Genomic DNA, 22852 nt, shown 5'->3' with positions numbered 1-22852 from the left:
ACTATTCTCCGTTGAATGTTTTATGCAGCGCATCAACTAATTGTTGCTGTAAACCGTTAAAACCACCATTACTCATAATTAATACATGCTGGTTAGGGGCAATGTTTTCAACTAGGTTATCGATAATACACTGAGTATTGGTAAAGCATTGCATACCCGCCGCAGCGGCTTGTTCTTTTAACGACCAAGTTAAGTTATCCGGTTCAAATAACAGCACTTCGTCTGCATCCGCTAACGATGCCAGTAAAGTATGTTGATGCACGCCCATTTTCATGGTGTTAGAGCGCGGCTCTAAAATCGCAATAATTTTTTCATCACCCACTTTTGCCCGCAGTCCTGCAAGGGTGGTTTTAATTGCCGTTGGGTGGTGGGCAAAGTCGTCATACACTTTAATGTTATTGATATCCGCTTTGAGCTCCATACGCCGTTTAGGACTAATAAACTCCCCGAGCGCCGCTATGCTATGCTCAACAGCAATGCCAACATGGCGTGCTGCTGCAATGGCCATAAGCGCATTGTTTACATTATGTAATCCCATTGCTTGCCAGTTCACACACCCTTGCGGCTGCCCATCTAACAACACATTAAACTTACTGCCATCAGCACTTAACAGCTGATAACTCCAGTTACCACCCAGTGTTTCTGTTTCGCTCCAACAACCTTGTTTAATCACCTCTTGTAATGCTGCATCTTGTTGCGGCCAAATAACTTTGCCGCTACTCGGTAAGGTACGCATTAAATGATGAAATTGTTTTTTAATTGCGTTTAAATCGTCAAAAATATCCGCATGATCAAATTCAAGGTTATTTAAAATAAGCGTGCGAGGTAAGTAGTGAACAAACTTGCTGCGCTTATCAAAAAAGGCGGTGTCGTATTCATCGGCCTCAATGACAAAAAAAGGCGTTTCGCCAACTTTTGCCGACACACCAAAATTTTGTACCACCCCGCCAATTAAAAACCCCGGCTTTAAGCCCGCATACTCTAATATCCAGGCAAGCATACTCGCGGTGGTGGTTTTACCATGGGTACCGGCAACGGCGAGCACCCATGAGTTTTGCAATAAGTTATGCTTTAACCACTCTGGGCCTGATGTGTAAGGCAGGCCTTTATCCAACACATACTCTACACACGGGTTACCGCGACTCATGGCATTACCAACCACCACTATATCAGGCGTGGGCGTTAACTGCGCTACATCGTAGCCTTGAGTTAGCTCAATACCCAATTGTTGCAATTGCGTGCTCATGGGCGGATAAACGTTTTGATCAGAACCGGTGACTTTATGACCCAGCGACTTTGCAATAGCCGCAATGCCCCCCATAAAGGTGCCACAAATGCCTAAAATATGTATATGCATTAACTTTCCTTAAAGCTGCGCTTGCTTTACACCGTGGCAAAGCGTTAATGGCGCTATAATGCCAAAATTTACCTGCAGTTACCATGAGGCAGCTGCATTTCACCGGTGCCATAATTGCTACTATTATAATGACAAAAAAGCCTTCCAACGTGGAAGGCTTTAACAAGCATTACAAATTAAGCTACAGGGTTAAAAATACGATTAACCCTAACCCTAATAATAACCGATACAGTACAAATGGCAGCATACCCATGCGCTCTATTACTTTTAAGAACATATAAATACAGGTATAAGCCGATATAAATGATAGCACTACGCCTAATATTAACGTATTCCAATCTACCGCAGTGTCACCTAATGCCAACTCGGCGGTGTAATACAGGCCCATCATGGAAATAATTGGAATAGCCAGTAAAAACGAAAAACGTGCCGCACTTTGTTTATTCATCCCCAGCATTAAACCGGCAGTAATAGTAATACCGGAGCGTGAAGTACCCGGAATAATCGCCACTGCTTGGGCTAAACCAATCAGCAGCGCTGTTTTCCAATTTAATTGGTAAATCGTTTTAACTTGTTTACTTTTTGCATCGGCGTACCACAATAATAAGCCAAATAAAATTGTCGTCGCGGCAATCACCCACGCGCTGCGCAAATACATTTCGACTACATCTTTTAACAATAAGCCTAATATGGCTGCCGGGATAGTGCCTAAAATTATCCACCAGCCTAACTTACTATCATCGGTCGCGCCTTGCGCGCCAAACGATTTAAACCACTGGGCGAGAATGCTACCGACTTCTTTGCGAAAATAAATCACCACAGCAATTAACGTCCCAACATGTACTGCGACATCAAACGCTAATCCCTGATCTTGCCAGCCTAATATTTGCGACGGCAAAATTAAATGGGCTGAACTAGAAATGGGTAAAAATTCGGTAAATCCTTGGATCAAAGCTAAAACAATTATTTCTATAATACTCATGGGTTAGAAAACTCCACCTTCCATAGTTTTTGTTGCGGATTGTTATACGCTTGCCAAAGTTGGCCAATGGTTTGCTTTACAACTGGATGATAAAAATCGGGGGCAACTTCTGCAAGCGGCTGCAACACAAAGGCATTTTTAGTAATTTCGTCACGTGGTAATTGTGCAGGAGTGTCGCAAATAACGTCGTCAAAAAACAACAAGTCTAAATCGAGTGTCCGTGGACTAAACTTTTTGTCACTGGCAGTGCGACCATTGTCGCGTTCTATTTGCTTTAATATGCTACAAACTTCAGGTAAAGGTTTATCGGTTGTGGCTGCAACCACCGAATTATAAAAATTATTACCCGCAAATCCCACCGCTTCACTTTCATATACTGACGAATGCACTAGGTTATCAAAGTGCGAGTTCAGTGCGATCAGCCCACAGCGTATATGATGCGCTTTATTAATATTTGAACCTAAGCTGATATATATATTCGCCATTTAGCTGTTGGCCTTAGTACGCGTAATTTCAACACCCACAGTGTGTGCTGCGGCGACAGCTGCCGGCTTACTAACACGAATTGTGACTTGCGGGGTGTTAAATTCATGCAAAATTAGTTGTGCTAATTGCTCGACTAAAGTTTCCAGCAACTCAACCGGTTTTAAGCTACAGTGTTCAATAATACGCTCACTCACCTTGGCATAATCAAGCGCTAAATTAATATCATCGGTGGCCGCAGCAGGCTTAATATCACTTAACATTTCAATATCAAAATAAAGGCTTTGTTTACTTTCTTTCTCAAAGTCGTACACTCCAATAATAGTGTCGACGTGTAGTTGCGATATAAATACCTTGTCCATTGATACTCCTATGACAGTAACAAGCCACTGAGTTAACTGCATAAATGTATCAATCAGATTAATACTGTATATACTTTAGTCAGTGTTTAAATATACATAAATTACTTTTACAATAACCAGCTAGCTCAATTAGCTAGCAATTAAAGTAGTTGATTAATTTCGACGCCAATAATAGCCGAAAAAGTACAATTAAAAAATAAGGAAGCACGTGTTAGCCACTATTATGTTTGTTTTAGCCTATTTACTTGGGTCGATTTCGTCGGCCATACTCGTTTCGCGGTTGTTTAAACTTCCCGATCCGCGTAGTAATGGCTCAAATAATCCTGGGGCAACCAATGTGTATCGTTTAGGCGGCACATTCCCCGCCTGCTTAGTCTTGGTGTTTGATATATTAAAAGGCACCATTCCAGTGTGGGGCGCTTACTTTTTAGACTTAGCGCCGCTTGAACTTGGCTTAGTCGCGGTAGGAGCTTGCTTAGGGCATATGTACCCTGTTTTTTTCGGCTTTAATGGCGGAAAAGCAGTCGCCACCGCATTTGGTTCATTATTACCAATTGGTTTATCACTGGGTGGGTTACTTATTACTACGTGGCTGGTTATTGTTGCAATCACTCGCTATTCTTCGTTGGCGGCATTAGTCACCGTGTCACTCGCCCCCCTTTACACCTGGTTAATTAAGCCCCTTTATACTATACCGGTTACCTTTATTACCTTGTTGATTATTTTTCGTCACCGCACCAATATCGGCCGGTTATTTAGCGGCAGCGAACCAAAAGTGGGCGCCAAAAAAGCACCCACTGATGAAAAAAGCGATAATTAAATGTTATCGCTAAATCGCTGCTAGGCTGTCTATTGGCCAGCGCGGTTTTGTTTTCATATCAAGCGTAGCAAATTGCCCTGCTTTTAAGCGCTGCATACCGGCATACGCGATCATAGCGCCATTGTCGGTACAAAATTCAGTACGCGGATAGTACACTTGCCCTTTCATCCCTTGCATAACCCGTTCTAACTGCAAACGTAACTGGGTATTGGCACTGACGCCCCCCGCTATCACTAAGCGCTTAATACCGGTTTGTTTAAGCGCGCGCTTACACTTAATCACTAAGGTATCGATAACCGCCGTTTGAAATGCATGCGCTATATCGGCTTTAGTTTGTTCGTCGTCGCTGTTTTCACGAATCGTGATAGAAGCTGCCGTTTTTAAACCACTAAAGCTAAAATCCAGCCCTGGCTTATCGGTCATAGGCCGCGGAAAAATAAAACGCTTAGCCACGCCTTGCTCTGCCATTTTCGCCAAACGCGGGCCACCAGGGTAATCTAAACCGAGTAACTTTGCTGTTTTATCAAAGGCTTCTCCGGCTGCATCATCGACCGACTCACCTAATACTTGATATTGACCAATTCCCGACACTTTCACCATCATGGTATGGCCGCCCGAGACTAATAGTGCAATAAATGGAAACTCAGGGACATTTTCTTCCAGCATCGGCGCTAATAAATGCCCTTCCATATGGTGCACCGCTACAGCAGGAATATCCCAGCCATAAGCAAGTGAACGCCCAATAGACGTCCCTACTAACAAAGCGCCTACTAAGCCTGGCCCAGCCGTATACGCTACGCCATCTAAATCTTCAGGGCCACATCCCGCTTGCGCAAACGCCTCATCTATCAGCGGTAATGTTTTGCGCACATGATCTCTAGAAGCCAGCTCGGGTACGACGCCACCGTAATCTGCGTGCACTTTTACTTGGCTGTAAAGCTGATGCGCTAACAGCCCTTTTTCGTCATCGTAAATAGCAATACCGGTTTCATCACACGATGACTCAATGCCTAAAATTCGCATTGTTTATCTCCTACCACCTAGTTGGGTGTTTAAAACTGAAAAATGACGCTGTTATAAGGTTAAGCCAATATTCGTTTGTCCATCGGCTAACACCTGTTTTTTAAGTGCTTTAACATTGTCGGAGGTAATACGCCCCATGCCTTCGACAAAGTCAATCAGCTCACCTAACACCTCTATTTCATATTGCATTAACGGGTGTTCGCGTACTGCTTGATTATCGGCAACTTCACCTTCAACCGTCATTTGGTACTCAATAAAGCGTGCCACGGTCGCCTGCGATATTTTACTAACACTGATAAACTCTTGTTCATCTTGGGCTATTAAGCCATGCATTAAACTTAATAACGACGTGGCCGCATCAATTGCGGGATAAGTGCCAAACATATCGAAGTCGGCTAACTCAGGTACATTAGGCTCAACTTTCTCTATTTGCTTTTCAAGATCAATTTTACTTTTTGGCAGCAATATTTTTTCCCAACAAACATTTAAAGCGCTGCGTAACGTCGCTTCCTCACCAAAGCCAGTGGCTTCACTGAATAAGCCATAATTAGGCAGCATACGTTCTATTAAGGCGCTTGCTAATACCGCTTTTTGTAAATAGTTTAGTTCTCTAATACGCTGAAAGTTATTTGCTTTTGTCATTTCTTAACGTCTCACATGACCAACAAAATTCAAATGCCGATCCATTATGCTCATTACAATTAGGACACACCCAATCGGGAGCTGATTGTTTTACTTGCTGATAGTTTACCAATATTTGCCGCGCATGGCGCTCTTTTATCGCATAAACCTGTAGACAAGCTTGTGTTTGCTCATAAGGTATTTCTCCAACCGCACCTTGCAACATGTCACCCTTGATTTGACACGCAATATTCTCACTTTGCATCAGGCCTTTTATAATATTTGCCTCGAGACTATTTGCTGCACGATATATAGTAACCCACTGAAACGGGTTAATTTGTATATTTTGGTTCGCTGAATTTTGCAATTTACACCTCATTTATTTGTGCTTACAACGCTTTTTGCTAGTCTACTAGCTCAATTGCAAGTTACTCTTTAAGGAACACATATGACACTTACAACACCTGGGTTACTTTTTCCGGCTATTTCATTGTTATTACTTGCCTATACCAACCGATTTTTAGTCTTAGCGCAATTAATTAGAGAACTGAACGGCCGCGAGGGAGAGTCAATTCGCCCTGTGGTTGTGGCACAAATAACAAATTTACGTAAACGTATAAAGCTAATACGTACTATGCAAGTATACGGGGTTGGCGCTTTTTTATTATGTACGTTATCTATGTTTGCGCTATTTGTAGAGTTTAATTTGACGGGGGTAGTGTTATTTGGCATCAGTTTAGCGTGTTTAAGTTTATCGTTATTAACCTCGCTCTTTGAAATTCATATATCGTGCGATGCCATTGAAATAGAGTTACAAAATATCGAAAACAAACCGCTAAGTAGCCGGGTCAGTCGTAATTTTGTGGAATCTAAAACACTACCAGAGGATAAATTGTAACTATTGGAAAAGTAACCGGTTATCAACGGTATCGGGTCACGTGCTTAAGCGGCGATAAAATGGCTCTTTGCTCAAATAACATGCAGACATACGTCATAAATCATTAGAGTTAGCCTAAAGGTTAATACTAATTAACAATTTCGCGCTTTAATTAATACTAAAAGCGGGATATGCTGATAAAAATTATCATAAATTTACAATCGCATTTAAATATTAATTATTAACCTGCAGCGATGAGAACTTGGATATCTTTCTAGGGTAAATTGATAGCAGTGTGTTGGATTTTCAGGCAAAGCAGCGCCTAAGTCATGTGGTTATTATCCCTAAATAGGCGATAACAACGCAGAAAAGCTAAATATCCGCTGCCCTGTGTGTTCGTCATAGGGGCCTACTAGCCTGAATGCTAAAGTTTTGCAGGCTGGAATAATTAACATTATTGATGTTCGCGTACTACGCGACTTACTTATAAAAAGGGACTATAAAGTGAGATTTGAACAACTTGAGCAATTTGTTGCATTAGGGGTATTACGCCACTTTAGACAAGCCGCCGAACAAACCAAAATAAGCACCTCTGCACTTACTCGTAGCATTCAAACACTTGAGGATGAAGTTGGTTACGAATTGGTTAAACGCTCTACCCGCTCGGTCAGTCTTACCGAAGCTGGAGAATTATTTCTAGATTACGCCAAAAACACACTGAACGAGTTTACCTTGACTAAACAGCGTATTTTTCAAGCTATCAATGGCAGTGTTGAAAAAAAACTTATTATTGGTTATACCAACAAAGCCAGCAGTGTGGTGCCTATTTCTTGTGGCCAATTCTTAAACCAGTACCCCCATATAAAAATAGAAATGCAGTTGCAAGATAAACACGAACTTTCGCGCAAGTTACAACAAGGTGAAATAGATATTAGTGTTTATTCGCAAGCGATTAACAGTATTGGCAGTGATATTCATTTGCCCGATCAGCTCGTTTTGTTTGTCTCTAAACACCACCCACTCGCTGATAAAAATGACATTAGTAAACTCGATTTAGATCGCTACCCTATGTACGGCTGTTTTTCACAATCTAAGCACGTACAAATGATGTTAAATGAAGCCATCGATGGCCTAAATAAATCATCGAGCATTAAAGTTGGTAGTATCGAGCAAGTCATGGCTGGTCTTGAAAAGTCAGATCATTTTGCGATTGCGGGTATTGAACATAGCAATACAATTAATGAAAACAGCAATCTGATCCAATTAAAAACCAATAAAGACTTAAGCCGTGAACAACTGATAGTGCAAACCAGCCAAAAAATTGAAGTGGGTGAGCATGTAGAACATTTACTTTCGTTGATTAAAAAGCTGGCAACTACGGTTTCTTAACAGCCTAAATAACGGCTGTGAGGCGGTAAATAATGATAGCTATTGCGATAGTTTCAACTAGACTATCGCTTCCTTATTTTATGATTACTACCAATGAGCCACAACTTTATTATCGCTGAAACACACTTAGACCACATTGAAAGCCATGGTTATGCCATTATTGAGCATGCTATTGATGAGCAGTTAATGACTGAGTTAATAGCTGACTGCTATCGTATCAATCCGCACCTGAGTTTAGCGGGTATTGGACGCTTAAATAATCAGCAAATAGACAGCAGCATTCGTAAAGATAAAACTTATTGGTTTGATGGTAGTTCACAGGCTCAACTCAGTTATTTAGCAGTTATGCAAAGCATAAAAACGACATTAAACAGGTGCTTTTTTCTGGGCTTATTTGATTATGAATGCCATTATGCGAAATACACTTTAGGTGACTTTTATAAAAAACATGTGGATGCTTTTAAAGGGCGATCGAATCGTGTTTTCACCTCTGTGTTATATTTAAACTCACCAGAGCAAGGTGGTGAACTCGTTATTTATAAACCCAAAAGTAAAGACATTGCAGTGAGCATTAAACCAACCGCAGGCACCTTAGTGCTATTTGAAAGCGAGCGCTTTGTACACGAAGTACTCCCTGCTGTTGATGAGCGTTACTCAATAACGGGTTGGTTTAGAAAAAATGCTTCTATCAGTGGTATTATTGATCCACCACGCTAAATATCGTTAAAAACTAAGCGGATAAGCGAACAACAAACCGATAAAAATAGCCAACCCAACATAGTGGTTATTTAAAAATGCGTTAAAACATGCTGTTCGCGTGCGTAAATGGATTAGCCGCTGTTGATAAATTAATAACCCGATAGCCACTACAATACCAAGCCAAAATGTAATTCCTATCTCACTGAGCGCCCCAATAATAACCATCAATGCAATAAACGCGGAGTTTAACAGAGCAATGATGTGGCGATCGTAGTTACCAAATAAAATGGCGCTTGATTTAACGCCTATCTTTAAATCATCATCTCTATCTACCATAGCGTACATAGTGTCATAGGCGACGGTCCAGCACACATTAGCGACAAATAATAACCACGCTTGAAATGGTAACGTATCGGTTGACGCCATAAACGCCATTGGAATAGCCCAACCAAATGCGGCACCTAAAACCACTTGCGGCAGTTGTGTATAACGCTTCATAAAGGGATAACAAAACGCCAGCGCCAGCGCAACAAACGACAGTAAAATAGTATTTAAACTCAGCATTAACACCAATATAAACGCTATGCTAACCAGTAATATAAATAAACTTATTGCTTCGCCACTACTCACCACACCCGCCGCAAGTGGGCGCTGTGCAGTACGCTTGACCGAGCCATCAATTTTTCTATCGGCAAAATCATTAATCACGCAGCCTGCACTGCGCATTACAATCACGCCCAACGTAAACACTATAAAGTGAGTTAAACTTGGCATACCGGCGTTTGCTAACCACAGTGCCCAATAAGTGGGCCACAGCAACAGCAAAGTGCCGATAGGTTTATCAATGCGCATTAACTGAACGTAATAAGGAATGTGCTTGGCAGTTAGACGAGCGAGTTTCATGAGTACAAATAAGCTCCAGGTAAAAACACTTCACAAACTAAAAATTTATAATTTTTTAGGGAAAATAGACTACGGCGGCCAAGTAAGGTTTGCTGCGGCAAGTTTAAATGAGCGACCAGCTTTTGCAGAGGATGTTGCGTATCAAAGCGGGCTATTTCTATGTCTGTACGGCTTAAATCTGGGTGTTGAAAGATGACATCACCTAAAGGGCGCTCACCCATATTATGCAGTTGATTTTTAACGCCGCTAACGGTGCTCGGTAACCAGCTTTGTGCGTACACCACGGGTTGCTCATCACACAACAATAATACTTCTCGATTCAGTGCCGTGTTTTCCTTGCAAGCTAATAACTGCTGTTGCGCTGGGGTGAGCTGAAATTGCTGCTCACTCAGTACTTGTACACTAAAATGCTGCGCGCGACTTTTTAGTTTAGCGGTTAATGAGTGCGGTTCAAATAACCACTCTTGCTCACAGGGCGATAAGTCACTTATCAGTGAAGTGCATTGCCAGTTGGCAGATAATGATACAGGAAAAGTGATCACAGTAGCTCTACTTGGGAAAAATCAGCTACATAATAACATTGCCAAAGCATTTGAAAAAGTGCGATTTAATCTCATAAATAGTCACTCACACTGTATATTGCACAATATTAAGTATAAACTATTTACACTATGCTTTTGGAAATGCCTTTAATATGAAAAAAACACGCTATGCAGCCATTTTAACACTGATACTTTGCACAATGAGCTTATCCGCTCGTGCCAACTCAAGTGTTGGCTATTTTGGTTTTGAACCCGATATTATTACCAACTATATTGGTGGATCGAGTAAAAAAATGGGCTATGTACGTGTTACTGTCGACTTAATGCTTAATAACGCGGCCGATATTGCCACCGTAGAGCATCACACCCCTTTATTACGTGATGCGCTCGTTGAAATTTTATCTAAAGAGCCTGAAGATAAAATCAAGTCTCTGAGTGGCCGTGAAGAAATACGCGTAAAAAGTATCGCTAAACTTAAAAAACTATTAAAAGAAGAAACAGGACAAGAAATCATCCGTGAAGTCTTGTTCACTAAGTATTTATACCATTAAGCGCGTTGTTTGCTTCTTAACATGCAGCTGGTAACAGCATAAGCCATTCCGCTCAGTAGTCCGCCCAAATGCGCCCAATTGGCCATTCCTATAAATAATACATCGGCAAAACCGAGTATTAACCAAATGAGCATAAAACCAACAATTGCAGTACTTACCAATGCCGGTTGTTTGGGGGTCAGTGCACTGTGGATCCAGCAAAAGCCGAGCAACCCATACACAACCCCACTTAAGCCGCCAAAGTTAGGCCCTACCATTAAATATTGTGCCCAGTTACTGATTAGCGCCGTCACCACAAACAAGCCTATTAGACTCAGTTTGCCGCATTGCTTTTCAATATTATCACCCAGCGATACCCACCAAATTAAGTTAAACACTATGTGCATGGCACTAAAATGCACTATTGCCGGTGTTAACCACGTTAGTGGCTGTGTGGGATCAAATTGTAGCTTAGTGTAAATTGCTTCAAACGCGCCAAATAAAAAAGCAATATAAATAATGATACTTACTATGCTCACGGCTTGGTTAAGCCAGCTCAGCGCTTTAAAACGCGCCATTAAATTAAGCGATTGCCCTTGATACTTTAGGGGGGATTGCGTGTTTCCCACTTCCCATGAGGCTTGTTGGTAACGGGGGTGATGTGGATTTTGCGTAAATTCACTCCACAGCGGCTGTACTTGATGAAAGTGTTCAGGTAAGACACTAATAATTACCGTGCTGCCATCCGCTGAGCGTAACTCCCCATGCAGACCTTTACTTTTTAAGTAATCAATAAAGCCTTGTGCAGCACGCGGGTTATTAAGGCTGCCAAGCTCTATCATCGTGCTACATGCTCACTATACGCCGCTTCCCACGCTGTAAAACCACCATCCATACTGTAAACATCTTCAAACCCCTGCTCCACTAAGTAGCTAGCTGCACCTTGCGAGCTCATACCGTGATAGCAGACAATAATAATGGGTTGGTCAAATTCTTTTTCCATCATAAATTGGGCTATATTTGCATTAGACAGTGCTTCAGAGCCTGGAATATGCCCTGCTTGATATGAATTTGGATCGCGGATATCTGCAATCACTACGTCTTCTTTATCTAATAATTCAAACGTTTGTGCTATTGATATATGTTTAAATGCCATGAGGATCTCTTCTAAATTACTATGAATCAATAAAAAAAGGCGACTCAAGCCGCCCTATTAATACACTGGGTTTTACCGTGGTAAACTAAATTAATCCCAGTTTAAAATGACTTTGCCTGATTGCCCTGAAATCATCATATCAAAGCCTGCTTGGAAGTCATCTATTGAGTATTGATGGGTGATGATAGGTTTTAAGTCTAGCCCTGATTGAATAAGGCTTGCCATTTTATACCAAGTCTCAAACATTTCACGGCCATAAATTCCTTTGATCACTAGGCCTTTAAAAATCACTTGGTTCCAATCGACCGCCATATCTGAAGGTGGAATACCTAACATGGCAATTTTGCCACCGTGGTTCATATTATCAAGCATCGAATTAAACGCACTTGGCACACCCGACATTTCTAGGCCAATATCAAAGCCCTCAGTCATACCAAGCTCTTTAATAACATCTTCAAGCTTTTCATTGGCCACGTTAACTGCACGTGTTGCCCCCATTTTACGGGCTAAGTCTAGGCGGTATTCGTTTACGTCGCTGATCACCACGTGACGTGCGCCTACGTGTTTTGCAACCGCTGCCGCCATAATACCGATTGGACCGGCACCGGTAATTAATACATCTTCACCGACTAAGTCAAACGATAACGCGGTATGCACTGCATTACCAAACGGGTCAAAAATTGACGCTAATTCATCACTGATGTTATCTGGAATTTTAAACGCATTGAATGCCGGTATCACTAAGTATTCAGCAAATGCCCCTTCGCGGTTTACCCCCACACCAGTGGTATTTCGACATAAATGTACTCGCCCCGCACGACAGTTACGACAGTGGCCACAGGTAATATGACCTTCACCAGATACGCGATCTCCAACGTTAAAACCGCGTACTTCTTGGCCCATATCAACCACTTCGCCAACATACTCATGACCCACAACCATAGGAGTAGGTATGGTGTTTTTTGCCCACTCATCCCACTTATAAATATGCACGTCGGTACCACAAATCGCCGTTTTGCGAATTTTAATCAGTAGATCGTTATGACCCACTTCTGGTTTGGGTGCATCTGTCATCCAAATGCCCGGCTCTGCTTTTAGTTTTGATAATGCTTTCATAAATTACACTCAGTAAAAAGCCGCGATAGCTTACGCGGCTTATAATTATAATTAAATAACACCCATTTCTTTACCAATACGGGTAAAGGCGGCAATGGCGGTATCAAGTTGCTCGATGCTATGCGCGGCAGATATTTGGGTACGAATACGCGCTTGGCCTTTGGGCACGACTGGGAAGGAGAAACCGGTTACGTAAATACCTTCGGCTAATAGCTTATCAGCCATTTGCGATGCAATTTTAGCGTCGCCTAGCATGACGGGAATAATGGCATGATCTTTACCACCACAGGTAAAGCCTGCCGCTTCCATTTGCTCACGGAAGTACTTAGCATTTGACCACAACTTAGCACGCAATTCGCCACCATTTTCCAGCATTTCCAATACTTTAATAGAGGCTGTTACAATGGCCGGCGCTAATGAATTGGAGAACAAGTACGGACGTGAACGCTGACGTAACCATTCAACAATTTCTTTTTTACCCGAAGTATAACCACCCGATGCACCACCAAGTGCTTTACCTAACGTACCGGTAATAATATCAACACGATCTAATACGTTACAGTATTCAGGTGTACCTTTACCGTTTTCGCCAACAAAACCGACTGCGTGCGAGTCATCAACCATTACTAGCGCGTCGTATTTATCGGCTAAATCGCACACGGTGGCTAAATCACAAATAACGCCATCCATCGAGAATACGCCATCGGTAGCAATTAGCTTAGTTTTAGCACCCGCTTCGGTTGCGGCAATAAGTTGTTTTTCAAGATCGGCCATATCGTTATTAGCATAACGATAGCGCTTCGCTTTACATAAACGCACACCATCAATAATTGACGCGTGATTTAGTGAGTCAGAGATAATTGCGTCTTCGGCGCCTAAAATAGTTTCAAATAAGCCGGTGTTAGCATCAAAGCACGATGAATATAAAATAGTGTCTTCGGTTTCTAAAAACTCACTGATTTTTTTCTCTAAGCTTTTATGAATATCTTGTGTACCACAAATAAAGCGCACTGAAGCAACACCAAAACCATGCGCGTCTAAACCATCTTGCGCTGCTTTAATTAACTCTGGACTATTGGCTAAACCGAGGTAGTTATTAGCACAAAAGTTAATTACTTTGCCAGAAGCAACTTCAATTTGAGCTTGCTGCTGCGATAAAATAATACGCTCACTTTTATACAAACCTTCGCTCTTTACGTCTTCAATTTGCTGTTGTAGCTGGCTAAAAAAAGCAGATGCTCTCATCTGTAGTCTCCATTTGATTGAACAGATTTAACAGTAATGCAAACTCACTGTTTATTATGGCAGGTATTGTAAAAGTTTAACGGATAAAATGCACTGTTTGTAGTTCATCGCAAAAATTGCACTGGCAGTAAATACTGCCAGTTGTTTGTGTAGAAATGCTTATGTGATTACTCTAGCGATTTAACAACATAGGTAAATCGTTTATTGATGCAATTACAGCGTCAGCTTGTTGCTGAGTGCTGTTATCAAAGGGTTGCCCTGACTGCACTAACACACGGGTTGTGACGCCTGCATGTTTAGCCGCTTGCATATCACTTAGTTTGTCGCCCACCATGATGCTTTGCTGTGGGTCTATATTATGCTCTTGTATGCCTTGTAATAACATACCGGGGGCGGGCTTGCGGCAGTCACATTGCTGTAAATACTCAGGTAACGCCTTGTTCGGGTGATGGGGGCAAAAATACACCGCTGTAATGGGTATTTGCTGCGCTTTAAACTGCGCTTTCATCCACTCGGTAAGGTGTAAAAAATCAGCTTCGCTGTAATAACCGCGACCAATACCTGATTGATTAGTAACGATAATAATTTTATAGCCTGCATCATAAAAGGCTTTGCAGCTACTAAACACACCATCAATGAATTCAAATTGCTCACTTTGATATACATACCCGTGGTCAACATTGATGACGCCATCCCTATCCAAAAACAGCGCTTTATTTTTTAATGACGGCTTCATTAGAGCGACTCACTTTTAACTACGTGATCAAACATAGCAGTAACATCTGCTACTGTAATTTGACGCATTAAATCATCACCTTTGATACGCGTACCCCAAGGCAGTTGCGCTGCGGTTTTACCCGTTTGTTGCAGCACGTTTTTATGATAAACCTCAACCACATAATGCTGGTATAAATAAGGGCCAGTGCGGGCTGGGTTTGAATGTGCATACAAACCTATCACCGGTGTACCTACTGTTACCGCCATATGTGCGGGGCCGGTATCAGGCGCGAGCACTAAACTTGCTCGTTTTAATACACACAGTAATTCTTTTAATTTAGTTTTGCCCACTAGGTTTAAAATTGGCTGCTGACTGTGCTGAATAATATTCTTAGCAAGGTTTATTTCAAGTTCCGTGGGGCCACCGGTTAATACCACCTTAAAGCCCTGCTGATGGGCGTGATCGGCAATCGCCGCGTAACGTTCAGGCAACCAGTTGCGCTGCGCTTTACTGGCGGCGGGCGAAATAACCAAAAACTTATTAGCGAGGTATTCTGGTGTGAGTAATTCATCCGCAACATGTTGATCTTGCTGGGTGTAAGGCATAGCCCAACTAGGCTGATAATCCTCTACGCCAATGGCGCGAGCAAAGCCTTTAAAGCCTTCGAGCACATGAGCCTGCGGCGCTGGCGCAATGCGTTTATTAATGAATAAACTGTGCAGCTCTTTTGAGTGCGCCCAATCAAAGCCTATTTTAACTTTTGCAGGAATACAACGGGCCACCAAGCCCGCTCTAAGTGCAACTTGCATATTCAACAACACATCAAATTGCTGCCCTTTAAACGTTTGCTTAAGCTGTTTAAGCGCCGCTTTGCCTTGTTTTTTATCAAATACAACCAGCTCTACACCGGGTAGATTGGCCAATAGCATGGCTTCTATTTTACCTATTACCCAGGTGATTTTTGCATTAGGGTGTGCTTGTTGAATTGCTTGTACTGCGCTAACCGCGTGGCACACATCGCCAATGGCTGAAAGTCGTAAAATACAAATAGAAGAGTAATTAGGCACTGAAGTCACGCGTTTCCCTAGGCATAAAAAATAAAACTCGATCTTAAATTATACTCGCGCTATTGCAAGTACTTATCCTTGGCTTCAAAACGCGCTAAGATACTCCCCTATTTAAGCAATTCCCATAAGTTATGTTTAAACAACAAGTCCACGGTAATCACACACTACTGAGCCACCCACTCTACACAAGCCAGGTTGATATTAACTGGTTTAATGCTGACTTTTGGCAACAACAAAATAAAATTGTGGGAGCAAAAAAAGGCCGCGCAACGGCGTGGTTTTTCAAAAATAATACGCTGACCGCAGTGCTTAGGCACTATTGGCGCGGAGGCTTAGTGGGTAAGTTACTCAGTGACCAATATTTTTATTTGGGACTGGCGCAAACTCGGGTTTATAAAGAGTTTGCATTAATGATGCAGTTAATCGAGCTGGGCTTAAATGTGCCCACCCCAATTGCTGCAAAAGTGACTCGCAACGGCTTAATTTATCGCGGTGATATTATTACCGAGGCGGTAACAGGTGCTAAAAGCGTACTCGACATTCTAATTAAACGCCCCTTAACTACAACCGAGCTAGAAATTATTGCCAGCACCATTGCGTTATTTCATCGCCATGGCGTGTATCACGCCGATTTAAACATTAATAATATTTTATTTAATGACGCCGGCGAGGTATACATTATTGACTTTGACCGCGGTGAAATTAAAAAGCCCGCCAAACAATGGCAGCAAGGCAATATGACGCGTCTAGAGCGCTCATTTTTAAAAGAGCAAAACCGTAATAAAGTCTTTCATTGGCAAACTGATGATTGGCTGCGCTTAATGACTGTTTACCAGCAATACTTAGCCAATTAGCCTTACACTAATGCTAAGTATTTTTCAGCCACTTGCTTTGCGTCTACCTGATGTAAAATTGCCGCATTCGTCACATCTGGCTCATCCTGCAACACTTGCTTAATCGCAGCGGCTAACTGCTCACTGTGCTGTACTGGCACTAAATAATTACTGAGTGAACCGGTGAGTATTTCACTGGGGCCAAAGGTGCAGTTGGTACTGACTACCGGTGTACCCACGGCTAAAGCTTCGATTAATACGGTGGGCAAGCCCTCAAAATCTGAACTTAACACTAACGCTTTAGCCTGTTTTATCCAGTTATAGGGATTTTGCTCAAACCCTGGAACGATGAGCTGCTCTGCAATACCATATTGGGCTGCAAGCTTTAGTGCCTTGGCTGGCTTATTACACAATAAAACTAACTTGTATTTCTTATCAAGCTTGGCAAATGCGCTAAATAAAATATCGTGACGCTTTTGTTTGGCCAAACGCCCTACATGGATAAGGTACGGTTCATCTGGAATGTTATCGTTATCTGCAGTTGCTTGCTGATTTATCGCTTGTAAATCAAATGGGTTATATATGGTAGTAATGGCGCGCGGAGTAATTAACTGCCCTTGAGTAATTTCTTTTTCAACCCCTTTAGAGACACAGATAAGCGACTTGCCATTTAGGTTTAGTTTACTTTTTTTCAGGTATAAGTAAGAGAGAGGGCCTAGTTTTTTTTGCCGAGCAAGCTCTGCATTTACCGAGTTATGAATTACATAGTGCACATTTTTAATATTGCTGTTGGCGAGTAAGTTGTTACTGCGGTCTAAATTCGACAGCACTAAATCAATCTCCCCAAGTTCGCTTTGCTTTTGCTTAAACCAAGCCTCTAACTTAATGATACTGGCTTTACGCTGCCAGAAACGATCGACTTTTGTCGCTCTATCACTAAATAAACTTTCCACTTGTAAGCCAGCGGGAATATCGTATTCAACATTATTCGCTAACGATAGCATAATCACCGTATGCTCTAAGGTTTGCATTTGTTCAGCTAAGGTGAGCATGACTTTTTCTGCACCGCCGCCCACCAGAGAATCAATGACAATAACGATATTCATTGCTTAGTGCCTAGTAAGAGTGATTTCACCCCTTGAGTAATCACCTCAAAACTGCCCTCTATGGCTAAACTTTTATATTTTTTTGTTATTTGTGTATACAGTGGCTCAGCAATTATTTGCTCAACCGTTGCAGCAATAGCATCAACTGCTAGTTCTGATTTCACAACTACTTGCGTCATTGCGCATCGTTCTAATCGAGTGTTCTGATCTTTTGAAATCGCACATGCCACTGTAGGCGTGTGTAACGCTATCGCCTGTAAAAGCGTATCTCCAGCACTGAGTACAGCAACTTTCGCTTCACTTAATAATGCCAAAAAGTCGCCGCTGGTTTGATTCGATAAGCATAATAGAGTATCTGTTTTTGGTAACTCTCGATTATAATTTGAGCCAAAAACAACAACACCTTGCAAGCCTGTGCGTTGGCTAATCTTTAGTGCTGCTTCATAATAAATATCTGCGCAATTTGCGCCCTCAATTATATGCCCTCCCGATCCCGCACTGACAATAAAATAACCCTTGGATTTTAAATTAAGCTTATTAAGTATATGCTTTTGTTGTACTTGGGTAGGGAATGCCACAAATGCCCCTACATTTATTGGGGGAGCTAAAGGAAATAACGCTAACTTTGCCGTTTCTAACCAGCTTAATGGCTCAATACAGTACTCAGGCTGCACCACCCAGTGTAAGTCTATCAGCCCTGTGCGATTTAACTTCAAACCCTTAGCGCGTTTTTTTGCATGCTGAGAAATAAACACTACTTTAGCCCCCACCTTTTTAGCGGCTTTCATCTGCGCAGCACGGCCGGCACAGTCAAACACCACCACATCAGGTTTTAGGCTTTCAATTACAGCTGTTACCTTTTTATTCTCTTTGGTTGCAGAATGTTCAAGTAAAGTAGTATCAAATGGGCACGTGTCAGTATAAGCAGTGTGCTGATTTAATATAAAGTGAATATCAAGCTTGTCTGCCAATTCAGTGTATAACGTTTGAGCTAATAATAATGAGCGCATATACTCACCAATTCCCGCTGGTGATGATACTGGTATAAATAAAAGTCGTTTACTGCCCATTACATTCCTAATTTTTCATTTAAATTTAATTATATCAACCACGCTCTATTTAGAATAGAGAGGTTACACTTTTATCAGCTAATTTTCTTCCACATACTGGATTAGTTACTGCAAAAATACATTTAGATTGCTAAACTTACCGATAATTTTAATCATAAGGATCTGAATCTTGCGAAGCAGAATTTTTGTATTATCAACTCTTTTTTGTGCTATGAGCCTATCTGTTAACGCTGAACCATGGGTCAAACCCGATGACTATGGGCTAAGAGCTGATATTCAGCGTTTAGCCGATGCCGGTATCATTTCAGCTCCTGTAACCACTTATCCGTTAATGTGGAAAAGCTTTATTAATGAACTTGATAATACTGGCATTGAGCAACTTTCAGCAGAATTACAAGATGCATTATTGCGCGTAAAGCACCGCTACAAATCAGAAAACAGCGGCTCTCACAGTATGCAGCTTGCAGCTTTTGCCAGTTCAGCTCCCAGTGTAGCCACCAGCTTTGGTGCCACCAATAGCCAAGAATTAGAACTGTCAGCGGCTTATGCCTATTTAGGTGAAAACTTTGCAGCAAAAGTAGCGATTAACCATCGTAGCGACGGTAAACAATGTTTTGTTACTGGTAAAACCGCTGACGATATCGTTTTAGATGAACAAGCGCTCACTGCTTGCGATGATACCTCGTTTGATCACAGCTACTTAGCCTACAGGTTAGGCAACTGGATTTTTAGAGCCGGCGCAGTTGAGCAGTTTTGGGGCCCTGGGGTTGATAACAGCTTAATTATGTCGAGCAATGCTAAGCCACTCCCTGCGTTAAGTATAACCCGTGAACAAAGTAGCGCATTTGCAACACCTTGGCTAAGCTGGCTTGGGCAGTGGAGCTTTACCGCACAAATGGCCCAGCTTGAATCGACTCGAGTGATTCCCGAGGCGCTGTTATGGAGTAGCCGGCTAAACTTTCGCCCGCTGCAACAATTAGAGGTTGCATTCAGTTGGTCGGCGCAATGGGCAGGAGAAGGTCAACCAAGCTCTGCGGGTGATTTTTTTGATATAGTTACCGGAGAACCCGCTTGTATTGACGGCACAACGTCTTGCGATGACGAATTAAAATCTAAAATAGGTAATCAACTTGCGGGAATTGATATTCGTTGGTCAGATACATTATTTGACCAACCGTATGCACTTTATGCAAGTACTATTGGTGAAGATGCCAGCTCTAAATTCAAACCCGTCGATAGAGCCTATTTATTTGGCGTACAAACGACACATCGTATTTACGAGCAGAACGTTTTAGTCAACCTAGAATATATAGATACCGGAGTTGCATGCTCTGCTACATCAGCAACTGAAAACTGTTATTACGAGCATAGCGATTATAAGTCAGGCTACCGCTACCACGGGCGCCCAATTGGCTCCACTTTTGACAATGATGCACAGTCATTGGTGTTAACTGTATTAGGCCAGCTTTCCAATGGTAACGACTGGCAGGTTAAGTTACGCGATGTTGATTACAATAGTGATAACCTAGATCGTTACCCAAATAATCCCGATTTAGGAAACAGCATTACCAAAACGGCGTATAACAGTAAGCAACTTGAAGTGCGTTATAGAATGCTTGCCATGGGCGGGCGTTTAACGTTTGGAGCTTTTGCTTCACACAACGATGAAGCCAAAAACGATACGTATGCATTTGCTAAGTACGAGTACAACTTTTAAGTTAAAACGCTTAACGTTTGTGATGTAATGAACCTAGACACTAAAAAGGGATGAAAACTAGCTTTTCATCCCTTTTTTAATGCATTTAACAGCGCAGTTACTGCTTTATTTTACTGATCACTTTAGAGGTTGAGCAGCCATCTAAAAACTCAAGCACTTCTACTTTACCACCATGGCGTAAAACGTGATCGGCACCAGCTATTTGCTCAACGCTATAATCGCCGCCTTTAACTAAAATATCAGGGCTGATTTGCTCAATTAACTTAGCCGGCGTGTCATGTTCATCTGCACTGCCAAATGGGATCACCCAATCAACCGAGGCCAGTGCACTGAGTACCATCGCCCGTTCATTTAATGGGTTGATCGGGCGGTCAGATCCTTTTAGCCGAGCAATAGACTCATCATTATTTAAGCCCACCACGAGTCTGTCGCCGCGCGCTTTAGCTTGCGCTAGATAACGAACGTGCCCAGCATGCAAAATATCAAAACAACCATTAGTAAATACAATTGTTTCACCATTTTGTTTTGCAAACTCAATGTGCTGTAACACATCATCAAATGGTGTTTGATAGTGCTCACCCGTAGCATGTAAATATTGCCCTAGTTTACGACTCAACTCTTCTGGCGACACGGTCGCTGCGCCGAGTTTACTTACCGCAATACCGGCGGCTAAGTTAGCTATTTCTACCGCATCTTTTGCGCTCATACCCGCGCCAAGCATAACAGCAAGTGTTGCGATCACGGTGTCGCCTGCGCCGGTAACATCACTAACTTCAAGCTCTTGTGCGGCAAAGTCGTGCTTTTCTGTTGCGCTAATTAACGACATTCCCTGCTCTGAGCGAGTAAGCAGCATCGCGTGTATACCGGCATCACTTATCAACTTGCGTGCACTGCTCGCCAGCGCTTCCTCTGTCGTTACTTGTCCACCCGCTAATTTAAATTCATTTAAATTGGGCGTAATGTAATCGGCACCATGGTATAAGTGTAAATCCGATGACTTAGGATCAACTAGTACCGTTTTACCGGCTTTTTTAGCCAAACCGATCATACTCTTAATTAGGCTCAACGAGCCTTTGTTATAATCTGAAAACACGATAAAGTCATATTCATCAAGCACTAGCTCTAAGCGGTTTAAGAGTAACTGGCTGTGTTGCTCGGTAAATGCTTCTTCTAAATCAAGGCGCACGACTTGCTGATGGCGACTAATAACACGCATTTTAGAAATGGTGGGTAAGTCACATACACTCACCAGCTGTGAATTAATTTTTTCACCTTGTAGAATATTTTCTAAGATTTGACCGCTTTCATCTTCGCCAATCAAACCAAGTAAACCGACCTTACCATCTAAACGGGCAATATTTTTAGCCACGTTAGCAGCGCCACCCGCTTTGTCTTCAAATTTACTCACTTTAACCACAGGTACCGGGGCTTCAGGTGAAATTCGTCCCGAATCACCGTACCAGTAACGATCAAGCATCACATCGCCAACCACTAAAATACGCGCAGCTGATAAGTTTTTTAATAACGATAAATCCATTACTGCTGCTCCGCAACCACCATGTCAATGGCCTCACAGAGCCAGTGACCAATAAACATGTGCGCCTCTTGAATGCGTGCTGTTTCATCGTTTTTGATAATAATAGGTAATTTGGCAATATCTTTTACGTCACCGCCATCACGCCCTGTGAGTGCAACTGTAAATGCGCCTATTTTATTCGCTGCTGCTAACGCTAAATTAATATTAGCACTGGTACCTGAGGTCGTTAAGCCAATCACTAAGTCTTCTGGTTTACATAAAGCTTGCACTTGGCGTTCAAACACAGTGTCAAAGTGATAGTCGTTACTGTGAGCGGTTAAAATAGAGGTGTCAGTGGTCAGTGCCATTGATGCCAGCGGTCCACGCTCTAACTTATAACGTACCACAAACTCGGCCGCTAAATGCTGTGCATCGGCAGCACTACCACCGTTGCCAAACCAAATAACCTTACCACCTGCCTGTAATGCACTATGGCATACTTCTAGCAACTGCATAGACTCTTTATGATAAGCTTCCATCGTTTCAAATAATGCTAAATGACGGTTTAAGCTTTCAAGGTAACTCGTTGCTACTGAATCGATAATCGACATGATAAATTCCTCTAGGAACTGAAATGGCAGGGAAAATTAAACTCATTATTCCATAAATCCCCCCCCAAATCACCTCAATATACACAATACTGAAATGGTTATTAGTGAT

Annotated in this window: 26 protein-coding genes; 7 read left to right on the top strand and 19 right to left on the bottom strand. The window is 42.1% G+C overall.

Annotated elements, in window-relative coordinates:
• Nucleotide 1: 1 nt before the first annotated feature.
• From mpl to folB, 4 genes are all read right to left on the bottom strand, one after another.
• A complete protein-coding gene (gene mpl, locus ABYB02_RS01190; RefSeq protein ID WP_372760224.1) occupies nt 2–1357 on the bottom strand; it encodes a UDP-N-acetylmuramate:L-alanyl-gamma-D-glutamyl-meso-diaminopimelate ligase in 1356 nt (451 codons plus the stop codon).
• A gap of 181 nt (nt 1358–1538) precedes the next feature.
• Nucleotides 1539–2339, bottom strand: coding sequence for an undecaprenyl-diphosphate phosphatase (locus ABYB02_RS01185; protein WP_372760222.1), 801 nt, complete (start codon nt 2337–2339; stop codon nt 1539–1541).
• Nucleotides 2336–2824 carry a 2-amino-4-hydroxy-6-hydroxymethyldihydropteridine diphosphokinase gene (gene folK, locus ABYB02_RS01180; RefSeq protein ID WP_372760220.1) on the bottom strand — a complete coding sequence of 163 codons (489 nt, stop codon included), beginning with the start codon at nt 2822–2824 and terminating at the stop codon, nt 2336–2338. Before folK ends, ABYB02_RS01185 begins: the two co-directional genes overlap by 4 nt.
• On the bottom strand, nt 2825–3184 hold the full coding sequence (folB, locus tag ABYB02_RS01175) for a dihydroneopterin aldolase (protein ID WP_372760218.1): 360 nt from the start codon (nt 3182–3184) through the stop codon (nt 2825–2827).
• A 208-nt stretch (nt 3185–3392) separates the two neighbouring features.
• Here folB and plsY point away from each other — a divergent pair, with 208 nt between their 5' ends.
• Nucleotides 3393–4004 (top strand): glycerol-3-phosphate 1-O-acyltransferase PlsY, encoded by a 612-nt coding sequence (gene plsY / locus ABYB02_RS01170; protein WP_372760216.1) that lies wholly within the window; start codon nt 3393–3395, stop codon nt 4002–4004.
• Nucleotides 4005–4013: 9 nt separating this feature from the next.
• Here plsY and tsaD read toward each other — a convergent pair whose 3' ends face one another.
• From tsaD to ABYB02_RS01155, 3 genes are read right to left on the bottom strand one after another with little or no spacing between them, the layout of a single operon-like run.
• On the bottom strand, nt 4014–5027 hold the full coding sequence (gene tsaD, locus ABYB02_RS01165; RefSeq protein WP_372760214.1) for a tRNA (adenosine(37)-N6)-threonylcarbamoyltransferase complex transferase subunit TsaD: 1014 nt from the start codon (nt 5025–5027) through the stop codon (nt 4014–4016).
• Nucleotides 5028–5078: 51 nt separating this feature from the next.
• Nucleotides 5079–5669, bottom strand: coding sequence for a YjaG family protein (locus ABYB02_RS01160; RefSeq protein WP_372760212.1), 591 nt, complete (start codon nt 5667–5669; stop codon nt 5079–5081).
• A complete protein-coding gene (locus ABYB02_RS01155) occupies nt 5653–6015 on the bottom strand; it encodes a DUF2007 domain-containing protein (RefSeq protein WP_372760210.1) in 363 nt (120 codons plus the stop codon). Before ABYB02_RS01155 ends, ABYB02_RS01160 begins: the two co-directional genes overlap by 17 nt.
• 81 nt (nt 6016–6096) lie before the next feature.
• Here ABYB02_RS01155 and ABYB02_RS01150 point away from each other — a divergent pair, with 81 nt between their 5' ends.
• From ABYB02_RS01150 to ABYB02_RS01140, 3 genes are all read left to right on the top strand, one after another.
• Entirely contained in the window at nt 6097–6546 is a 450-nt protein-coding gene (locus tag ABYB02_RS01150; RefSeq protein WP_372760208.1) for a DUF2721 domain-containing protein, read from the top strand.
• A 483-nt stretch (nt 6547–7029) separates the two neighbouring features.
• Nucleotides 7030–7914, top strand: coding sequence for a LysR family transcriptional regulator (locus ABYB02_RS01145; RefSeq protein WP_372760206.1), 885 nt, complete (start codon nt 7030–7032; stop codon nt 7912–7914).
• Between the two features lie 93 nt (nt 7915–8007).
• A complete protein-coding gene (locus ABYB02_RS01140) occupies nt 8008–8631 on the top strand; it encodes a 2OG-Fe(II) oxygenase (protein WP_372760204.1) in 624 nt (207 codons plus the stop codon).
• A 6-nt stretch (nt 8632–8637) separates the two neighbouring features.
• Here the strand turns inward: ABYB02_RS01140 and ubiA are convergent, their stop codons facing one another.
• Together ubiA and ABYB02_RS01130 are read right to left on the bottom strand one after the other, a co-directional pair.
• A complete protein-coding gene (gene ubiA / locus ABYB02_RS01135) occupies nt 8638–9516 on the bottom strand; it encodes a 4-hydroxybenzoate octaprenyltransferase (RefSeq protein WP_372760202.1) in 879 nt (292 codons plus the stop codon).
• Complete coding sequence (locus ABYB02_RS01130) at nt 9513–10058, bottom strand: chorismate lyase (RefSeq protein ID WP_372760200.1); 546 nt, start codon at nt 10056–10058, stop codon at nt 9513–9515. The genes ubiA and ABYB02_RS01130 overlap by 4 nt, the downstream gene beginning before the upstream one ends.
• A gap of 152 nt (nt 10059–10210) precedes the next feature.
• Here ABYB02_RS01130 and ABYB02_RS01125 point away from each other — a divergent pair, with 152 nt between their 5' ends.
• Nucleotides 10211–10609: a flagellar basal body-associated protein FliL gene (locus ABYB02_RS01125; RefSeq protein ID WP_372760198.1), complete on the top strand. Its 399-nt coding sequence runs from the start codon at nt 10211–10213 to the stop codon at nt 10607–10609.
• Here ABYB02_RS01125 and glpG read toward each other — a convergent pair.
• From glpG to ABYB02_RS01095, 6 genes are all read right to left on the bottom strand, one after another.
• Nucleotides 10606–11430 (bottom strand): rhomboid family intramembrane serine protease GlpG, encoded by an 825-nt coding sequence (gene glpG / locus ABYB02_RS01120; protein WP_372760197.1) that lies wholly within the window; start codon nt 11428–11430, stop codon nt 10606–10608. The two genes, ABYB02_RS01125 and glpG, sit on opposite strands and share 4 nt — an antisense overlap.
• On the bottom strand, nt 11427–11744 hold the full coding sequence (glpE, locus tag ABYB02_RS01115) for a thiosulfate sulfurtransferase GlpE (RefSeq protein WP_372760195.1): 318 nt from the start codon (nt 11742–11744) through the stop codon (nt 11427–11429). Before glpE ends, glpG begins: the two co-directional genes overlap by 4 nt.
• A gap of 90 nt (nt 11745–11834) precedes the next feature.
• Nucleotides 11835–12860: an L-threonine 3-dehydrogenase gene (tdh, locus tag ABYB02_RS01110; RefSeq protein WP_372760193.1), complete on the bottom strand. Its 1026-nt coding sequence runs from the start codon at nt 12858–12860 to the stop codon at nt 11835–11837.
• 51 nt (nt 12861–12911) lie between these two features.
• Nucleotides 12912–14105 (bottom strand): glycine C-acetyltransferase, encoded by a 1194-nt coding sequence (locus tag ABYB02_RS01105; RefSeq protein ID WP_372760191.1) that lies wholly within the window; start codon nt 14103–14105, stop codon nt 12912–12914.
• Between the two features lie 172 nt (nt 14106–14277).
• Complete coding sequence (gmhB, locus tag ABYB02_RS01100; RefSeq protein WP_372760189.1) at nt 14278–14841, bottom strand: D-glycero-beta-D-manno-heptose 1,7-bisphosphate 7-phosphatase; 564 nt, start codon at nt 14839–14841, stop codon at nt 14278–14280.
• A complete protein-coding gene (locus ABYB02_RS01095) occupies nt 14841–15899 on the bottom strand; it encodes a glycosyltransferase family 9 protein (protein ID WP_372760187.1) in 1059 nt (352 codons plus the stop codon). Before ABYB02_RS01095 ends, gmhB begins: the two co-directional genes overlap by 1 nt.
• Before the next feature lie 122 nt (nt 15900–16021).
• Between ABYB02_RS01095 and ABYB02_RS01090 the strand changes: the two genes are divergently transcribed.
• A complete protein-coding gene (locus tag ABYB02_RS01090) occupies nt 16022–16744 on the top strand; it encodes a 3-deoxy-D-manno-octulosonic acid kinase (protein WP_372760185.1) in 723 nt (240 codons plus the stop codon).
• A 2-nt stretch (nt 16745–16746) separates the two neighbouring features.
• Here the strand turns inward: ABYB02_RS01090 and ABYB02_RS01085 are convergent, their stop codons facing one another.
• Complete coding sequence (locus ABYB02_RS01085) at nt 16747–17829, bottom strand: glycosyltransferase (RefSeq protein ID WP_372760183.1); 1083 nt, start codon at nt 17827–17829, stop codon at nt 16747–16749.
• The gene (locus tag ABYB02_RS01080; protein ID WP_372760181.1) at nt 17826–18899 is read right to left on the bottom strand and encodes a glycosyltransferase family 1 protein; all 1074 of its coding nucleotides are present in this window, start codon (nt 18897–18899) and stop codon (nt 17826–17828) included. The genes ABYB02_RS01085 and ABYB02_RS01080 overlap by 4 nt, the downstream gene beginning before the upstream one ends.
• Nucleotides 18900–19110: 211 nt before the next feature.
• On the opposite strand from ABYB02_RS01080, the gene ABYB02_RS01075 reads away from it, so the two are divergent.
• Entirely contained in the window at nt 19111–20616 is a 1506-nt protein-coding gene (locus ABYB02_RS01075; RefSeq protein WP_372760179.1) for a capsule assembly Wzi family protein, read from the top strand.
• A gap of 97 nt (nt 20617–20713) precedes the next feature.
• On the opposite strand, the gene hldE is transcribed toward ABYB02_RS01075, so the two are convergent.
• Both hldE and ABYB02_RS01065 read right to left on the bottom strand, forming a co-directional pair.
• Nucleotides 20714–22153 (bottom strand): bifunctional D-glycero-beta-D-manno-heptose-7-phosphate kinase/D-glycero-beta-D-manno-heptose 1-phosphate adenylyltransferase HldE, encoded by a 1440-nt coding sequence (gene hldE, locus ABYB02_RS01070; protein WP_372760177.1) that lies wholly within the window; start codon nt 22151–22153, stop codon nt 20714–20716.
• Complete coding sequence (locus tag ABYB02_RS01065) at nt 22153–22743, bottom strand: SIS domain-containing protein (RefSeq protein WP_372760175.1); 591 nt, start codon at nt 22741–22743, stop codon at nt 22153–22155. The genes hldE and ABYB02_RS01065 overlap by 1 nt, the downstream gene beginning before the upstream one ends.
• Between the last annotated feature and the right edge of the window lie 109 nt (nt 22744–22852).

Source organism: Pseudoalteromonas sp., assembly GCF_041613455.1.
In the GTDB taxonomy this organism is placed as follows: domain Bacteria; phylum Pseudomonadota; class Gammaproteobacteria; order Enterobacterales; family Alteromonadaceae; genus Pseudoalteromonas.
The sequence above is the reverse complement of the archived record's forward strand: the minus strand, read 5'-3'. Positions and strand labels throughout refer to the sequence as shown.

Excerpts from the sequence above, each read along its gene's own strand:
- ABYB02_RS01080 (WP_372760181.1), bottom strand. The coding sequence starts at position 18,899 with ATGGGCAGTAAACGACTTTTATTTATACCAGTATCATCACCAGCGGGA.
- ABYB02_RS01150 (WP_372760208.1), top strand. The coding sequence starts at position 6,097 with ATGACACTTACAACACCTGGGTTACTTTTTCCGGCTATTTCATTGTTA.
- glpE (WP_372760195.1), bottom strand. The coding sequence starts at position 11,744 with ATGGCATTTAAACATATATCAATAGCACAAACGTTTGAATTATTAGAT.
- ABYB02_RS01105 (WP_372760191.1), bottom strand. The coding sequence starts at position 14,105 with ATGAGAGCATCTGCTTTTTTTAGCCAGCTACAACAGCAAATTGAAGAC.
- glpG (WP_372760197.1), bottom strand. The coding sequence starts at position 11,430 with ATGATAGAGCTTGGCAGCCTTAATAACCCGCGTGCTGCACAAGGCTTT.
- ABYB02_RS01085 (WP_372760183.1), bottom strand. The coding sequence starts at position 17,829 with ATGAATATCGTTATTGTCATTGATTCTCTGGTGGGCGGCGGTGCAGAA.
- tdh (WP_372760193.1), bottom strand. The coding sequence starts at position 12,860 with ATGAAAGCATTATCAAAACTAAAAGCAGAGCCGGGCATTTGGATGACA.
- folK (WP_372760220.1), bottom strand. The coding sequence starts at position 2,824 with ATGGCGAATATATATATCAGCTTAGGTTCAAATATTAATAAAGCGCAT.
- ABYB02_RS01075 (WP_372760179.1), top strand. The coding sequence starts at position 19,111 with ATGAGCCTATCTGTTAACGCTGAACCATGGGTCAAACCCGATGACTAT.
- ubiA (WP_372760202.1), bottom strand. The coding sequence starts at position 9,516 with ATGAAACTCGCTCGTCTAACTGCCAAGCACATTCCTTATTACGTTCAG.
- ABYB02_RS01090 (WP_372760185.1), top strand. The coding sequence starts at position 16,022 with ATGTTTAAACAACAAGTCCACGGTAATCACACACTACTGAGCCACCCA.
- ABYB02_RS01160 (WP_372760212.1), bottom strand. The coding sequence starts at position 5,669 with ATGACAAAAGCAAATAACTTTCAGCGTATTAGAGAACTAAACTATTTA.
- ABYB02_RS01185 (WP_372760222.1), bottom strand. The coding sequence starts at position 2,339 with ATGAGTATTATAGAAATAATTGTTTTAGCTTTGATCCAAGGATTTACC.
- ABYB02_RS01125 (WP_372760198.1), top strand. The coding sequence starts at position 10,211 with ATGAAAAAAACACGCTATGCAGCCATTTTAACACTGATACTTTGCACA.
- tsaD (WP_372760214.1), bottom strand. The coding sequence starts at position 5,027 with ATGCGAATTTTAGGCATTGAGTCATCGTGTGATGAAACCGGTATTGCT.
- mpl (WP_372760224.1), bottom strand. The coding sequence starts at position 1,357 with ATGCATATACATATTTTAGGCATTTGTGGCACCTTTATGGGGGGCATT.
- ABYB02_RS01065 (WP_372760175.1), bottom strand. The coding sequence starts at position 22,743 with ATGTCGATTATCGATTCAGTAGCAACGAGTTACCTTGAAAGCTTAAAC.
- hldE (WP_372760177.1), bottom strand. The coding sequence starts at position 22,153 with ATGGATTTATCGTTATTAAAAAACTTATCAGCTGCGCGTATTTTAGTG.
- ABYB02_RS01140 (WP_372760204.1), top strand. The coding sequence starts at position 8,008 with ATGAGCCACAACTTTATTATCGCTGAAACACACTTAGACCACATTGAA.
- folB (WP_372760218.1), bottom strand. The coding sequence starts at position 3,184 with ATGGACAAGGTATTTATATCGCAACTACACGTCGACACTATTATTGGA.
- gmhB (WP_372760189.1), bottom strand. The coding sequence starts at position 14,841 with ATGAAGCCGTCATTAAAAAATAAAGCGCTGTTTTTGGATAGGGATGGC.